Source organism: Nostoc sp. (genome assembly GCF_036916985.1).
Lineage (GTDB): Bacteria > Cyanobacteriota > Cyanobacteriia > Cyanobacteriales > Nostocaceae > Nostoc.
This window is the reverse complement of sequence record NZ_JBALFD010000096.1, coordinates 103,159-118,293: the sequence shown is the minus strand read 5'-3', so window position 1 is coordinate 118,293 and position 15,135 is coordinate 103,159. Positions and strand designations below refer to the sequence as shown.

14 protein-coding genes are annotated in these 15,135 nt (G+C 40.1%); 10 read left to right on the top strand and 4 right to left on the bottom strand.

Annotated features, from left to right (window positions below; all coding sequences use genetic code 11):
* Nucleotides 1-183 precede the first annotated feature (183 nt).
* Nucleotides 184-552, bottom strand: coding sequence for an aspartyl protease (locus V7L07_RS31485; RefSeq protein WP_335063358.1), 369 nt, complete (start codon nucleotides 550-552; stop codon nucleotides 184-186).
* A complete protein-coding gene (locus V7L07_RS31480; RefSeq protein ID WP_335063356.1) occupies nucleotides 549-866 on the bottom strand; it encodes a hypothetical protein in 318 nt (105 codons plus the stop codon). The genes V7L07_RS31485 and V7L07_RS31480 overlap by 4 nt, the downstream gene beginning before the upstream one ends.
* 765 nt (nucleotides 867-1,631) lie before the next feature.
* On the opposite strand from V7L07_RS31480, the gene V7L07_RS31475 reads away from it, so the two are divergent.
* The gene (locus V7L07_RS31475) at nucleotides 1,632-2,690 is read left to right on the top strand and encodes a glycosyltransferase family 4 protein (protein WP_335063354.1); all 1,059 of its coding nucleotides are present in this window, start codon (nucleotides 1,632-1,634) and stop codon (nucleotides 2,688-2,690) included.
* Between the two features lie 157 nt (nucleotides 2,691-2,847).
* On the opposite strand, the gene V7L07_RS31470 is transcribed toward V7L07_RS31475, so the two are convergent.
* A complete protein-coding gene (locus tag V7L07_RS31470) occupies nucleotides 2,848-3,501 on the bottom strand; it encodes a hypothetical protein (RefSeq protein ID WP_335063353.1) in 654 nt (217 codons plus the stop codon).
* Between the two features lie 978 nt (nucleotides 3,502-4,479).
* On the opposite strand from V7L07_RS31470, the gene V7L07_RS31465 reads away from it, so the two are divergent.
* Both V7L07_RS31465 and V7L07_RS31460 read left to right on the top strand, forming a co-directional pair.
* Nucleotides 4,480-5,316 carry a sulfite exporter TauE/SafE family protein gene (locus V7L07_RS31465; protein ID WP_335063351.1) on the top strand — a complete coding sequence of 279 codons (837 nt, stop codon included), beginning with the start codon at nucleotides 4,480-4,482 and terminating at the stop codon, nucleotides 5,314-5,316.
* 1 nt (nucleotide 5,317) lies between these two features.
* Nucleotides 5,318-5,875 (top strand): DUF1634 domain-containing protein, encoded by a 558-nt coding sequence (locus tag V7L07_RS31460; protein WP_335063349.1) that lies wholly within the window; start codon nucleotides 5,318-5,320, stop codon nucleotides 5,873-5,875.
* Between the two features lie 80 nt (nucleotides 5,876-5,955).
* On the opposite strand, the gene V7L07_RS31455 is transcribed toward V7L07_RS31460, so the two are convergent.
* Nucleotides 5,956-6,231 (bottom strand): hypothetical protein, encoded by a 276-nt coding sequence (locus tag V7L07_RS31455; protein WP_335063347.1) that lies wholly within the window; start codon nucleotides 6,229-6,231, stop codon nucleotides 5,956-5,958.
* A gap of 754 nt (nucleotides 6,232-6,985) precedes the next feature.
* Between V7L07_RS31455 and V7L07_RS31450 the strand changes: the two genes are divergently transcribed.
* From V7L07_RS31450 to dhaK, 7 genes are all read left to right on the top strand, one after another.
* Entirely contained in the window at nucleotides 6,986-8,137 is a 1,152-nt protein-coding gene (locus tag V7L07_RS31450) for a pyridoxal-phosphate-dependent aminotransferase family protein (protein WP_335063345.1), read from the top strand.
* A gap of 459 nt (nucleotides 8,138-8,596) precedes the next feature.
* Nucleotides 8,597-8,842 (top strand): photosystem I iron-sulfur center protein PsaC, encoded by a 246-nt coding sequence (gene psaC, locus V7L07_RS31445; protein WP_334696474.1) that lies wholly within the window; start codon nucleotides 8,597-8,599, stop codon nucleotides 8,840-8,842.
* A gap of 405 nt (nucleotides 8,843-9,247) precedes the next feature.
* Nucleotides 9,248-11,128: a glutamine--fructose-6-phosphate transaminase (isomerizing) gene (gene glmS, locus V7L07_RS31440; RefSeq protein ID WP_335063343.1), complete on the top strand. Its 1,881-nt coding sequence runs from the start codon at nucleotides 9,248-9,250 to the stop codon at nucleotides 11,126-11,128.
* A gap of 220 nt (nucleotides 11,129-11,348) precedes the next feature.
* Nucleotides 11,349-12,056, top strand: a complete 708-nt coding sequence (locus V7L07_RS31435; protein WP_335063341.1) for an O-methyltransferase — start codon at nucleotides 11,349-11,351, stop codon at nucleotides 12,054-12,056.
* A gap of 57 nt (nucleotides 12,057-12,113) precedes the next feature.
* Entirely contained in the window at nucleotides 12,114-12,818 is a 705-nt protein-coding gene (locus V7L07_RS31430) for an RNaseH domain-containing protein (RefSeq protein ID WP_335063340.1), read from the top strand.
* Between the two features lie 159 nt (nucleotides 12,819-12,977).
* A complete protein-coding gene (locus V7L07_RS31425) occupies nucleotides 12,978-13,853 on the top strand; it encodes an MBL fold metallo-hydrolase (RefSeq protein ID WP_335063338.1) in 876 nt (291 codons plus the stop codon).
* Nucleotides 13,854-14,032: 179 nt separating this feature from the next.
* Complete coding sequence (gene dhaK / locus V7L07_RS31420; protein ID WP_335063336.1) at nucleotides 14,033-15,109, top strand: dihydroxyacetone kinase subunit DhaK; 1,077 nt, start codon at nucleotides 14,033-14,035, stop codon at nucleotides 15,107-15,109.
* Nucleotides 15,110-15,135 lie beyond the last annotated feature (26 nt).

The window sequence follows — 15,135 nt, the reverse complement described above, 5'->3', positions numbered from 1 at the left end:
AGCTGTTAAATCAAGGAGAGTTAATTATTAAATGGGGAAGAAAAGTTAAGAATAAGGGCAATATTACTATTGCAAGTTAAATGTGGAATAGCTTAGGAGAATTCAGAAGTCAAAAGTCAGAATGGGCTATGTTCCGCTGCGCTAACAGAATTCAATAGTAAGTCTCTATGTAGAAACTCTTGATTAAATTAACTCTAATCTGGCTATATTTTGACTATAATTAACGACTAATATAAATAATTTTAGCCATTGAGAGCCTAGTAAAATTTCCTGGATTTCATCTCCAGCAAATATAGGAATTTCCCACTCTTGACTATCTATTATTACCCTACCACTATAAACATCAAATTCAGTTTCTCCTTGAGCAGTTCTTAATTTATCTTGATTTAAAAAATCCCAATCAAGACTTTGTATATCTTGTTTGTTCATGGCTAAAAATTCAGTAAATCCTGTGTCTAACATTGTTTCTACAGGAAAACTAATACCATCCTTACCAATTAAATCAATTTCAAAATAAATTTGTCCATTTTCTCCAAATCTTCCCTCAATCATATTCTGCCACTAACTCCGGTCTCATTAATGCCAAAAATATGATGAATCACATGAGGATATTTTTCTCTGGCCATCTTACTTGCTACTTCTTTATCCCGATCAATAAAATAATCCTCACTATCAGGTTCAATGGCAATATACCAACCATAGTATTTATCTAGTATTTCTGGTTTTAAACGCTCAAAAATCACCCAACAACGCTCATAAAATGCCTGTCTTCTGGCTTTTTCTTGAGCTTTTTGTGCTTGATTCCATTGAATTTCTGGAAATACTCTCCCACGTCTGACTATTCTTTCTGGTGAAGAGTGTGTCATATTTTTGACCTCATTAAAATTTATTGCCCATATTTATTATAAAATGCCAAATAGGAACCATTGCTTCCCAAATCTTACCAACGAGCGAACAAGGAAGTATATATTCTACTGCCCAAAGACAACCCAGAACTTGTCATTACTCACGTTGGGAGCTAACTATAGCGATACTCTCTATAATTATGCTTTATTGGACAGTCGCCAGGAAAGTTCCTGATATCCACTCCAAATGAGGTAATCTTACAAATTACCAGCCTGAAGTTGTGGCTTCTGTGAGCAAATTTTAGCTGTCATAGAGACGGTTTTTGGCATCTAAAATAGATTCTCCATAAGAAGCATATAAATTGATGTCGCTGTGCGAATTTTCACATGGTTGAATGAAAGATGACACAGTGATCGCGGGTTTTATCGAAAGCTTCGGTTTCGAGTACAGCCTGTTGCACCTCCAGAACGCGGTCATTTTCGCAGTTATTCTAGTTCTCTAGTGTTAGCTTTAACAGGACTTACGCAACTGACACAGCGCAATAATTTTTAGAAGCGATATCACCCAGAGTTTACCTAATTCTTATCTTTTTTTATCCCGATTTATTAAGCTGTTACTGAATAAGTCTTTAAAGCTAAGTAGCTGAAGACATGAGCTATTGGTCAGTAGTAATTTGTGATTTTTACAAGCTACTGGCTAATTTTGAGTTGTCTTTAAAAATTCAAGAATTGTGTCTTTGTCTACTCAGTTACTTGTCTTTATTTTTTATACACATCTCAAACATTATGCGAATTATACATATTTTGAATCACGTTCAGGAAATAGGTAACGGGATTGTGAATGTGGCTGTGGATTTAGCTTGTCTACAGGCAAAAAGTGGTGATGAGGTAGCGGTTGTTTCTGCTGGTGGTGAATACGAGGCTTTACTAGATATTTGTGGTGTCAAACATTACTACTTAGACCAAAGCAGAAAACCGATAAATACGATTAAAGCAGCTAGACGTTACCGAGTGATCGCAGCTGAATTTCAACCGGATATTGTTCATGCACACATGATGACAGGGGTCATACTAGCGCGTATTTTTAAAGGACACAAATATGCTTTAGTTTCCACAGTCCACAACGAATTTCAGCGTGCTAGCCTGCTGATGGGTTTAGCTGACAGGGTAATTGCTGTCAGTAAGGCTGTGGGAGATTCTATGATTAGGCGCGGTATCCCAGAATACAAGTTGCGGGTGGTATGTAATGGCACTTTAGGCAGTCCTCGCACCCGACAGATAAAAGATTATCAACCTTTACCATTACAGCATCCAGCGATCGCCACTGTCGCCGGTATGTATCAACGTAAGGGAATTGCTGAGTTAATCTCGGCCTTTGAACAAATTGCCTCAGATTTTCCCCAAGCCCATCTTTATTTAGTTGGAAATGGCCCTGATAAACAACTATTTGAGGCTCAAGCACAAGCAACTTCTGTAAAAGAACGCATTCATTTTGAAGGCTTCCAACCAGAACCGCAACGCTATCTGATATCTTGTGACATATTTGTGCTGGCTTCCCACCGCGATCCTTGCCCCCTGGTACTTTCAGAAGCTAGAGAAACTGGAATTGCGATCGTTGGTACTCAGGTAGACGGCATTCCTGAAGCTTTGGACAATGGGCAAGCAGGTCTTTTAGTGCCAGTAAAAGATAGTAATGCTTTGGCTGGAGTTTTAGTAAAATTACTGAGTAGTGCTGAGATGCTGCACGAATGGAAACAGCGGGCAAATAAAAACTTAGAAAGGCTGAGTGTTGCCCGCGTTCATCAGGAAACAATGACGGTGTATCGTGAGTTAATTTCAGAATGAGGGTATGGGGCATTGAGCGTGATTATCAGTTATGTTTTAATAATCCCCAGTCCTCAGTAACATTAACATAGCGATCGCTTTAAAACTAAAGCGACGCCGATAAGTAGCAAAAACTAGTACACCCAAAATATTAGTTGATTTAGAAATGGTGGTGTAACTAGAGATTCTTGGTAGGTGCATTGATCACTCGTGCATCTACAACGTCTTGCGATACGTTCGGGATAAACCAATTCACTTCGCCACTTTTCAAGATTTTAGTACCAGTTTGATTGAATTCAATTACCCCACTATCTGGATTTGTCTTCAAAACTAAGTTAGTTCCATTCGGAACCTTAATTACAAAGCCACCCGGCAATTCTGTGCCTTGTTCGTTTATTCCCAAAGTCCTGGCCGTAGCGTCATTTGGTAGATAAACTCCCTTACAATTCCATCGATCTTTAGTTGTCTGGCCATTACCCAGAAAATACAATGCAGCCCTCTCAGAATATTCATCATCCTCAATATTTGGTTCTGGGCCGTAGATGGCTAGAGTTTTTCCTGTTTGATTAGTACATTGACCCCAGTCGATTCCTGACTCAAAAGCATATTGTTGCAACTCTAACTCGTTAATTTTCTGGTCGATTTGCTCTGGTGTATAGCCCTCTAATTGAGTTTGTGTTTTTTCCGCCGTTTTCAAATTCTTCAATTGTTGAGTCAGTGTTATGTAATCAGGGTTTTTGCTATATTTCGGGCGATCGGCTAAGGAAGGTTTAGCAAATACTAAGCTTGCGAATAATACAACCACCATCAAAATATATCTGAAGTTTTTCATGTTTTTGTCCCAATCTTTTACTAATTGCAGCCTATAGCTGGATATTTAAAGAGTATCGTCAATATTGTAACTAATGTTAAATATTGAATTTCTGTAAAAAATGTCTGCGATAATACTCCGGTTTTATTGAGCATAAATTTTAATTTTTACACTATCATTTCAACTGTATTTTGGAAGTATTACCTTTGGCTGATTTAATTTAATACACTTATCTTTTAAGTAAAATTGTTACGTCAAGTTATCTAAGTATGCTTGTATTCAGATTAAATTTTAAAAATCTAGATATTCAATATGTATTGCTTTTGTCAAGCTACTAAGTATTTACCATGATTTTTAATTATGAAAATAAATTTGAAGTATTCCTATATGTTTAATTCCTGTACGCGATTTTATCTTTGGGAATAAAAAGTAAGATTAGATTTTTACTAATACTTGATTCTAGGAAATACATCGGGTAGTATTAAATATATCTTTAGAAATACAACCAAAGATATATGCATTAAGTTAGAGATATATTGATATCTGTAAGTATCAGTCAGAGACTAGTCAAGAAAGAAGAAAATTTACTCAAATATAACCCATAATTCCCTATATCTCCATCGAGATATGCGCCATTGGAAAGATCAAAACTTGCTTAATGAAAAAAGAAAAGTTATCCCATTATGGTTTAAAACTAGATTGTCTTTCCTTCTCGGAAGTGCTAGTGCAATATTTTTGTAATTGCACCTACGACAATACCTGCATCTAGTATTGATTTAATCTTTGCACTTTCAGGAATTTAATGAGGCTTTTGAATGAGAAGTTAGGATTTCAAGTTTCTTTTGGCTTCTGACTCTTGAATACCCAAGTAATTAGGGTATGACACATGATTATAAACAGCTATATCTGTAGTCAGTAGTAAAATATCGATTAAGTTTTAAATAATACAAAAAATATTTTGGCATCTTGATATAGATGTAAAAAAAAGAGGAATTAAATTTGACTACTTTAGAATTTTCATTACTTATTTGGATTGGTTCATTTAGCGCTGGCTTGTTAGGGGCGCTAACTGGGTTAGGGGGTGGAGTAGTAATTGTTCCCTTATTAACTTCGGTATTTGGCGTTGATATTCGATACGCCGTCGGTGCTTCACTAGTATCTGTAATCGCTACTTCTTTGGGTGCAGCATCTACTTATATTAAAAAAGGCTATACTAATTTGCGATTGGGAATGTTTTTAGAAGTAGCGACAACCATTGGTGCGATCGCAGGAGCAATGATCGCTACTTTTGTTTCTGTAAAAGCCCTAACTATCGTGTTAGCGATCGTCCTGATTTATTCAGCATACCTTTCACAACGACCCAGAATAGAACACGCTGAAGATGAAGTAATAGATCCGATCGCAAATTATCTCAAACTGAATAGTAGTTATCCAACTCCAGAGGGAGTGATGTCTTACCAAGTTCATTCAGTACCAATGGGATTTGGTGTGATGTTAATAGCTGGGGTGCTTTCTGGGTTACTTGGTATTGGTTCTGGGGGATTCAAGGTATTGGCGATGGATCAAACTATGCGTCTACCCTTCAAAGTTTCTACCACCACCAGCAATTTTATGATCGGCGTAACAGCAGCAGCATCAACTGGAGTTTACCTAGCACGAGGCTACATCGATCCGGGATTATCAATGCCGGTGATGTTGGGGGTATTACCTGGTGCTTTCTTAGGCGCACGAGTATTGACAGGCGCTAAAACGCAGATTTTAAGAATTATCTTCAGTGTTGTGCTGGTGGTAATGGCTTTGAAGATGGTCTACAACAGTTTAATCGGGGGGCTGTAAAATGTATAAATTTAATAATAGCTTTCGTTGGGCATTACTAGCACAACCAAATAGTGAAGTGGTTACACTAACTTTACCGCCAGAAAATCCAGACTCTAATATCGAACAATTAAAAGAGCAAAATACTAGCACAGTAGCACAATTGCCTCATGAAGGTGAAATTGATGTTAACAATAACATCATCAAAACATTAAGCGAGCAGCAATTAGAATATTTGCTCAGTAATCTCATGAAATATGGTGTTTTGATAGCTAGTGCTGTGGTTTTGCTAGGGGGGATACTCTACTTGATTCATCACGGTGCTGAACCTGCGGAATATCACTTTTTTCGGGGAGAACCATCGGAATTTTGCTCACCGATAGGTGTAGTAAAAGCAGTTTTATCAGGTAGCGATCGTAGCATTATTCAACTCGGACTGCTACTACTAATTGCGACTCCAATTTTGCGCGTTTTTATTTCCCTATTAACTTTTTTACTACAGCGAGAATTTATTTATGTGATTGTTACTTTACTAGTAATGGCTAGTCTAACTTATAGTCTTGTCGGAGCATATTATTAGTAATATAAAGGTTAAGGGACTAAACTAAATATTTTCGCCTTAACCCTTGATATAACGCCATAAATAAATTTTCTGAATGATTATGAGCCTTGTAAAAGCTCGTTAATTGAACTTATACTCTGTTTTATTTGTTCTGTCAAAAAAGAAGTTCTTAATAAATCAAGGTTTCCGACTGAAAAATTTAACAATCCCAAAGCATATAATAGACTCGAAGTCCCAATAATTAGAGCCAAAAGTCTACCAAAAAAACCAGGATTGATTTCAATAAAAGCTAATTTAGATTTCCCGATGACAGCAATTGTTATAAAAACAATTCCTGCTATTAAAAAGGTGCTATTTGGAGTTAAGTCTGTCATTTTCCGATTAAGAGGCCTCAGTAATTTTATTGTAGCTATTATTAGTTCAAATTTCTGCCCATGCTATATGCAGGAATATAAAAATTTTGCTACTCAACATCTACCTACGCCCAAAGGAAGAAAGCTCTGGCTATAGCTTACCTTTTGTTTTGAACAGCAGCAATGCTTATCTGGGATTCAACGAAGAGGCTCTTAGCTTGGGGGGAATGACCCCTGACTCCTGCCGTGTAGCGGAGCAGAACATGTTCTTACGTCCCCCACATCTCCACCAGTGGTTCTCGAATTGATTGGGTTGAATCCCACCCAATTCTTTTCTATCCCCCTTGCTCCCCGCTCCCTGCACAAGAGCCTCTTTTTCAATCTTCTGTTGAAGGCGATAGTGAACTACCCACACTTCTCCTGACGGAGTAAGTGTGGGCTTCCGGTTTCATCGACAACAGCCTTTCCACTTTGCAGTTTATCGTAAATTAAAGGGTTTAAGACCCCTACGATCAGACACTTTAACCTGGCGTCTAGGTGTGTGGTAAAATTGCCTGGAACAGAAGTTTTATCGGAGTTAGAGTCTGGTATAAATTGCAAACGTCAAGCTTGCCGATCGTTAACTCCCACGATACTTTTCCTATGAATTTGGAAAATATACAACAAGACTGGTGAGAAACTGAGTGTAATTTGTAGATGAATATCTAAAGATTTGCGATCAGACTTAACCAACTTCCCACAATTTTGACTTTTATTTGACTTTTAGGATAGACACATGAACGATAAGCTGATGCTGATGATTCCAGGCCCTACCCCGGTGCCCGAAGCTGCCTTACTGGCATTAGCCAAGCATCCAATTGGACACCGTACTAGTGAATTTAGCAATATATTGGCAGAGGTGACAGAAAACCTGAAATGGCTGCACCAAACTCAAAACGATGTGCTGACGCTGAATGTCAGTGGTACGGGTGCTGTAGAAGCGGCAATAATTAATTTTCTCTCTCCAGGCGATCGCATTTTAGTTGGCTCTAATGGTAAATTTGGTGAACGCTGGGTAGAAGTTGGTCAAGCCTACGGTTTGAATGTAGAAGAAATTAAGGTGGAATGGGGAAAACCCTTAGACCCCGCAGTATTTGCCGAAAAACTCCAAGCAGATACCCAAAAGCAAATCAAAGCCGTAATCATTACCCACAGCGAAACCTCAACGGGTGTGTTGAATGATCTAGAAACCATTAACCGCCACGTCAAAGAACACGGTGAAGCTTTAATTATCGTTGATGCTGTCACTAGCTTGGGTGCGTTCAATTTACCCGTGGATGCTTGGGGTTTGGATATCGTCGCTTCCGGTTCCCAAAAAGGTTATATGATTCCGCCAGGGTTGGGTTTTGTTTCAGTCAGTCCCAAAGCTTGGGAAGCTTACAAAACTGCAAAGCTACCGAAATATTATTTGGACTTAGGCAAATATCGCAAAGCCACAGCCAAAAATACAACCCCATTTACTCCCCCTGTGAACTTGATTGTAGCGTTACACACCACGTTGCGAATCATGAAAGAGGAAGGCTTGGAATCAATATTTGCTCGACATGAACGGCTGAAGAATGCTACCCGCGCCGCTATTCAAGGGTTAAATTTACCCCTGTTGGCAGCAGATAGTTATGCTAGTCCGGCGATTACAGCTGTAGCACCACAAGGAATTGAACCGGATAAGATTCGGTCATTTATCAAAAAACGCTTTGATATTGCCTTAGCTGGTGGTCAAGACCACTTGAGTAATAAAATTTTCCGTATTGGTCACTTGGGTTTTGTGAGCGATCGCGATATCCTCAGCTGTATAGCATCCTTAGAAGTTACCCTCTCAGAACTTGGCTATGAAGACTTCACCCCTGGTTCTGGTGTAGCAGCAGCACTTAGAGTGTTTACAAAATAGTCATTGGTCATTTCCAAAGAACCAGTCAAAAGAGCGAGTTTAATTATTAACTTGCTCTTTTAATTTGTATATGGATTAATACACTTGGCTTTGTGAAAAATTGTAGCGACTGTTTTGAATGTCAAAGGTCAAATCAAGGTTTTGAAACCCAGGATCGTTAGCTTTTGTTTGTGTAGACGCGGTTTCTAACCGCCCGTTTCGCGTTAAGTTGACTTTTATTTCATATATCTTTACCTTTTTCCCACATTCTGGTAAAGCAATAGTGTAAATACGTTCTGATGATGTTACTGATTAATAAGTCAATAGGGACAATCTCGTAAAAACAAATATCTTGGGTGCTTATTACATTGTTTGAAGTTATGTAGCCTTTTGATTACGGCCTATCAACCACTGCGGTAGACTATGCGTTGATTATGATTCTTTCGCAGAGAAGAACACTCGAAAGGAGCCGTTTATTCAATGTCTCATTCCGTAAAAATCTACGATACCTGCATTGGCTGCACCCAATGCGTCCGCGCTTGCCCTACTGATGTACTTGAGATGGTTCCTTGGGATGGCTGTAAAGCTGCTCAAATTGCCTCCTCACCCCGTACAGAAGACTGCGTTGGCTGTAAGCGTTGCGAAACCGCTTGTCCCACTGACTTTTTGAGCATCCGGGTTTACCTGGGCGCTGAAACAACTCGCAGTTTGGGTCTAGCCTACTAAAAAGCTGAGTGCTGATCGGAGTGCTGAGTGCTGAGTGCTGAGATAAAAAGAAGTAAATCACAAATACAAATTTTTTGATTCTTCACTTGGAACTCGGAACTCAGCACTCAAGACTTTTAAGTGTCTCAATTAGGAAGCACTTTTAGCATCGTAGAGTGGAGACTACCCGCTTTACAAAATCGTAATTTTAGATTGGGGATATAATCTCTGGGTATCTAAATCCTAGAAGCCGCACTTTTACCGTCAGGTCAAAAGCTAACGGGCAATCCGTTGTAAAACCCTAAAATCCATAACAATACCTAGTGGTAGAGGGAGTAAATTACTCCCTTTTTTCTTTGCAAAATGTCAAGTTTGTGCTACACACTATACTGGATTTAATCATCCTGAAAAAAAGTGGCGTGAACAATGTGCGGAATTGTTGGATATATAGGCACTCAAGCGGCGACAGACATTTTACTGGCTGGGCTGGAAAAACTAGAGTACAGGGGCTATGATTCGGCTGGAATCGCCACTATTTGGGAAGGTGAGGTAACTTGTGTGCGGGCAAAGGGCAAACTCCATAACCTGCGTTCTAAACTCGAACAAATAGAAACCCCTGCCCAAATTGGTATTGGTCATACACGCTGGGCAACTCATGGTAAACCAGAAGAGTACAACGCCCATCCCCATTTGGATACAGCAAAGCGAGTGGCGGTAGTGCAAAATGGCATTATTGAAAACTACCGTGAGTTACGCGAGGAACTCAAAGCCAAAGGACACATATTTCTTTCTGAAACCGATACCGAAGTTATTCCCCATCTGATAGCCGAATTTTTAAAGAATCTTTCCCCCTCATCTTCCTCATCTCCCTTCCTAGAGGCAATTCGCCAAGCTGTTAACCACTTACGTGGGGCATTTGCGATCGCAGTTATTTCTGCTGACTACCCCGATGAATTGATTGTTGTTCGCCAGCAAGCGCCTTTGGTGATTGGCTTTGGGCAAGGAGAGTTCTTTTGTGCCTCTGACACGCCAGCGATCGTTGCCTACACCCGTGCGGTGCTACCTCTGGAAAATGGCGAAATTGCCCGCCTCACACCTTTGGGTGTTGAGATTTACAATTTTGCTGGCGATAGGTTGAAAAAACAACCCCGACTGCTCAACTTCAATCCGGCAATGGTTGAAAAGCAGGGATTCAAACACTTCATGCTCAAAGAAATCCATGAGCAACCAGGGGTAGTAAGAGCTAGTTTAGACGCTTACTTTAATCCAGGCGAATCTAGCGAATCGCCAATCAACCTTGGCTTACCTGGAGATTTATACAACGATTTAGAACAAATTCAGATCCTCGCCTGTGGTACTAGTTGGCACGCAGCATTAATCGGAAAATATTTACTCGAACAACTAGCAGGAATTTCCACTCAAGTACATTACGCTTCTGAGTATCGCTATGCACCATCACCCGTGACAGCTAACACGTTAATCATTGGCGTTACCCAATCAGGTGAAACAGCCGATACCCTAGCGGCTTTGACAATGGAAAAAGAACGTCGCCAAGGGAAAGAACCTAAATATCAAGCGCGACTACTAGGTATTACTAATCGTCCGGAAAGCAGCCTTGGTCATTTAGTGCCGCATGTCATTAGTACCTTAGCGGGAATTGAAATTGGCGTAGCGGCGACAAAAACTTTTACCGCCCAACTGATGGCATTTTATGCTTTGGCATTGGATTTAGCAGCTCGTCGTCAGACAGTTTCAAAAGATACATTAGATCAAATTATTAATGGGTTGCGACAGATTCCCAAAGAAATTGAGGCAACTTTGGAAAGTCAGGAACGTTTAACCGAACAGTTAGCCCACGAATTCGCCGAAACCCAAGATTTTATTTTTATCGGGAGAGGAATCAACTTTCCCATTGCTTTAGAAGGGGCGTTGAAATTAAAAGAAATCAGCTATATTCACGCCGAAGGGTATCCGGCTGGAGAAATGAAACACGGGCCCATCGCACTTTTAGATGCGAAAGTACCAGTAGTTGCGATCGCAATTCCTGGTAGTGTTTACGAAAAGGTGATTTCTAATGCCCAAGAAGCCAAAGCCAGAGATTCTCGCTTAATTGGCGTGACTCCCGTCAACGATGGCGAAGCTGCGGAAATTTTTAACGATCTTCTTCCCGTCTCTCATGTAGAAGAATTACTTTCTCCAATTCTGACAGTAGTTCCTTTGCAACTATTGGCTTATCACATTGCCGCCCGTCGCGGTTTGGATGTCGATCAGCCGAGGAATTTAGCCAAGTCTGTAACTGTGGAATAGTATATTTTTATACGTAACATTAATGTGTGGAGGAATAATTCGGTTGAACAATAAATAATTCGGTAAAACAATAACCCTTTACAGAGTACGCTTGTATTAAGAAGATATGCGATCGCTCTCAGGGGTTATTTTTATGATTAGGAGCAGAGGAAAATGAATGCAAGCCAAATAAGCATAAACTACGCTATAAAAAGGGTATTTTATAAAGAAGTAAAATCAGATGAGTGATAATCCACGGCTAATTCATGCTGAACCAACTAAAGATTTATTCATATATATGTTGGTGCGAGACATACCGCTTATTCGTGCGATTATCGATCTTGTAGACAACTCAGTAGATGGTGCAACTCATTTACAGAGCAATGAGAATTATGAAGGGCTTTGGATAAAAATTTTAGTGAACAAAGAGTACTTTCAAATTCAAGATAATTGTGGAGGAATAACAGTAAATGACGCAGAGGAGTATGCTTTCAAATTTGGAAGACCTAATGATGCTGAATTAGATTTAACTGGCAAGAATATAGGAAATCTGTATAAAAGGATAATTAATAATCAACTGAAACAAAGTGTTAGTAACGCTAATTCAGCAGGTTCGGAAGATGAAAAGCTTAATTATAAGCATATTTTTGATTTTCGTTATGCTGATGGTTGTCGTATATTAACAGTTGGATGGCTCTTTTTTGAACAGAACTACTGTAATGTGGCAGAACAATGTAAGTTTAGCAAGAATTTTCATGCAACAGAATTAGATAGTTCTTATGAAATAAACGTACCAAATCTTACACCAAAAGAAATTCAGTATTTAGATAGCCAAATGCCTACAGATGATTGCGATGCTGGGAAAGGAATTTGTATCCCCTCCAAGGATGTTAAATCCTATGCAGAATTGTATAAATACTTTCCTTCTTTTGTAGAAATGCTCATGTAGCTACGACAAAATTGTTTTGTTGGTATAGTTGCAAAGCGCCTTCAAAGTAAAATCAAGTTGAACGGCACGGAATTAGTACAGTTTATTGCACGCGTAGTAACTAAACATTTAGACCGACCAACTATTGTTCTAATTGAAGCTGAAGGGTGGCGTAATGGACGCGGCGAAGACAATGATGGCAAAATCTGGCCCCAGTTGCAAAATGAGAACCTTTTGGCAAAACGCAACGTTCTCGACTTCTGCCATGTTCCTGGTAACAGTTGCGAGTATAAGCGTGACAACAAACAACTACAGAACTTATTAGCAGTAATTCGTATTCGCACTGGTAAAGAAACACCGCAGTACATTACCAATCGAGAAGCTTGGAACGAAGATTGTCCAGCCCGAGATTTCCAACATCTGAGCGGTTTTTACGATAAGTCAGCACCAGAACTACTACATTACTTCTCTGTGGGAAGGCTACCAAAAACACAGAAGACGCAAGATGAAATGCCAATACCTGAACTTTATAAACTTGGCTTCCAAGAGGATAAATACGGTGCTAACATTCCATTCAAACATCAACAGATGGTGGAGATAGTGCCGTTCTTTGTACACCCAGATTTTCAGACAGAAGAAGCTTTAAAGGCACTATGTCGAGTACCTCACTATTTAAGATGTTCACCTGCTTGGTCTATGGGAAATATCATTTTGCCATACCCAATGCATTTAGGCCAGGAAATCATAGAAGATCATCTGTGTATACTTGGTGTAAATTTATAAATTCAGTTTTTCCATTTTCTGCTGACCAAGGTTCACGATTATTTATATTTTTGAGCAGATTTACTTCTAGTGGCATCTACAGTCTCAACTTACTTTTGCTAGCGTAGTGATATAGAGTTTATCGCTTCCCAGTAAGCATCTGAAAGCAAAAGGATTAATATGGCTCATTTAAATCAGCGTCGTCCCCAAAATGTCAACGGCGATTTTTATGTAGATACTACCTGTATTGATTGTGATACCTGTCGCTGGATGACTCCTGAAGTTTTTTCTCGTGTTGATGAACAGTCGGTGGTTTATCATCAACCAACCAATGAGGCGGAAAGATTAGCAGCACTTGAAGCACTTTTAGCTTGTCCTACTAGTTCTATTGGCACAGTTGAGAAACCAAAAGATATCAAAGTTGCTCAAGAAAAGTTTCCCATATTAGTAGCAGAAAATGTTTACCACTGTGGCTATCATTCTGAAAAATCTTACGGTGCTGCTAGCTATTTAATTCAACTTCCAGAAGGTAACATTTTGGTGGATTCTCCCCGGTTTACGCCGCCTTTAGTGAAGCGTTTAGAAGAACTGGGACCAATTCGTTATATGTACCTAACTCATAAGGATGATGTGGCAGATCATCAAAAGTTTGCCGAGCATTTTCAGTGCGATCGCATCCTCCACGCTGATGATATTACTGCGGATACTCGCAATGTGGAAATACAGCTAACTGGTTCAGAACTATTTCCCTTGACACCAGATTTATTAATTATCCCAGTTCCCGGTCACACCAAAGGACAAACAGTCCTACTTTATAAAAATAAGTTTCTGTTCACTGGCGATCATCTCGCTTGGTCAGAAAGCTTGCATCAACTGGCTGCATTCCACGGTTTCTGCTGGTATTCTTGGTCAGAGCAGACTAAATCAATGCGTAATTTGGCTAATTACTCTTTTGAATGGGTGTTACCAGGTCATGGACGAAGGTTTCATGCCGATCGGGAAACGGTTCGCCAGCAGATGCACAAGTGTATTGAGTTAATGGAATCTTTGGATTAACTCGTGCCTAAGTCCTATTCATGTGGAAAATCCCATGAAAAACCTAACCCCCTTCCCGCGCCGGGAAAGGGGAAAATTCAAAGTCTCTCTCCTTTTAGGAGAGAGATCAAACTATATTGCATACAAACCAGCGATCGCTATAACCTGGGTTTTAGCACCCTTTTAACCAAACACGGATTATGAAAAAGCTGATCAACAAGCCGGAAGACTTTGTACGGGAAAGTCTAGAAGGTATGGCGGCGGCTCATTCCGATTTAATTAAACTGAATTACGATCCGACTTTTGTCTATCGAGCCGATGCATCGATACAGGGTAAAGTAGCAATTATTTCTGGTGGTGGCAGTGGACATGAACCAATGCACGCTGGCTTCGTGGGCAAAGGAATGCTGGATGCAGCTTGTCCTGGTGAGGTTTTCACTTCACCAACTCCCGACCAAATGCTAGAAGCCGCAAAGCTTGTAGATGGAGGTTCAGGTATCCTTTATATCGTCAAAAATTACAGTGGCGATGTGATGAATTTTGAGATCGCAACGGAGTTAGCCCGTGGTGAAGGCATTCGATCGCTAAATATTTTGATTGATGACGATGTAGCAGTGAAGGATAGCCTCTATACTCAAGGACGGCGGGGTGTCGGAACAACAATCCTGGCGGAAAAAATTTGTGGCGCTGCGGCTGAGGCTGGGTATGATTTGCCACAAATAGCAAATTTATGTCGCCGAGTCAATCTGAATGGACGGAGTATGGGAATTGCTCTAACATCTTGTACAGTACCCGCTAATGGAACGCCGACATTTGAATTGAGCGATCGCGAAATCGAATTAGGTATCGGTATTCACGGTGAGCCAGGAACAGAACGTACAGCCATCAAATCAGTAGACGAGATTACCGAAATTTTGACGCGATCGCTCCTTGAAGATGCAGCATACAGCCGCATACTCCGCGAGTGGGATGAAGACAAAGAAGAATGGGTAGATATAGAACTAACAAATCTCCCATTTGCCAAAGGCGATCGCTTGTTAGCTTTCGTCAATAGTATGGGTGGAACCCCGATTTCCGAACTGTATCTTGTTTACCGCAAACTCGCCCAAATCTGCGAACAGCAAGGATTGCAAATTGTGCGAAACTTGATAGGCCCTTACATCACATCTTTAGAAATGCAAGGTTGTTCCATTACCCTACTGAAATTAGATGACGAGATGATCCGGCTATGGGACGCACCAGTAAAAACGCCAAGTTGGCGCTGGGGAATTTCATAATTACGTTAGCGTAGCGGTAGCGAGTA

Excerpts from the sequence above, each read along its gene's own strand:
- V7L07_RS31435 (WP_335063341.1), top strand. The coding sequence starts at position 11,349 with ATGAGTGATAATCCACGGCTAATTCATGCTGAACCAACTAAAGATTTA.
- dhaK (WP_335063336.1), top strand. The coding sequence starts at position 14,033 with ATGAAAAAGCTGATCAACAAGCCGGAAGACTTTGTACGGGAAAGTCTA.
- V7L07_RS31475 (WP_335063354.1), top strand. The coding sequence starts at position 1,632 with ATGCGAATTATACATATTTTGAATCACGTTCAGGAAATAGGTAACGGG.
- V7L07_RS31450 (WP_335063345.1), top strand. The coding sequence starts at position 6,986 with ATGAACGATAAGCTGATGCTGATGATTCCAGGCCCTACCCCGGTGCCC.
- V7L07_RS31485 (WP_335063358.1), bottom strand. The coding sequence starts at position 552 with ATGATTGAGGGAAGATTTGGAGAAAATGGACAAATTTATTTTGAAATT.
- V7L07_RS31460 (WP_335063349.1), top strand. The coding sequence starts at position 5,318 with ATGTATAAATTTAATAATAGCTTTCGTTGGGCATTACTAGCACAACCA.
- psaC (WP_334696474.1), top strand. The coding sequence starts at position 8,597 with ATGTCTCATTCCGTAAAAATCTACGATACCTGCATTGGCTGCACCCAA.
- V7L07_RS31480 (WP_335063356.1), bottom strand. The coding sequence starts at position 866 with ATGACACACTCTTCACCAGAAAGAATAGTCAGACGTGGGAGAGTATTT.
- glmS (WP_335063343.1), top strand. The coding sequence starts at position 9,248 with ATGTGCGGAATTGTTGGATATATAGGCACTCAAGCGGCGACAGACATT.
- V7L07_RS31455 (WP_335063347.1), bottom strand. The coding sequence starts at position 6,231 with ATGACAGACTTAACTCCAAATAGCACCTTTTTAATAGCAGGAATTGTT.
- V7L07_RS31470 (WP_335063353.1), bottom strand. The coding sequence starts at position 3,501 with ATGAAAAACTTCAGATATATTTTGATGGTGGTTGTATTATTCGCAAGC.
- V7L07_RS31425 (WP_335063338.1), top strand. The coding sequence starts at position 12,978 with ATGGCTCATTTAAATCAGCGTCGTCCCCAAAATGTCAACGGCGATTTT.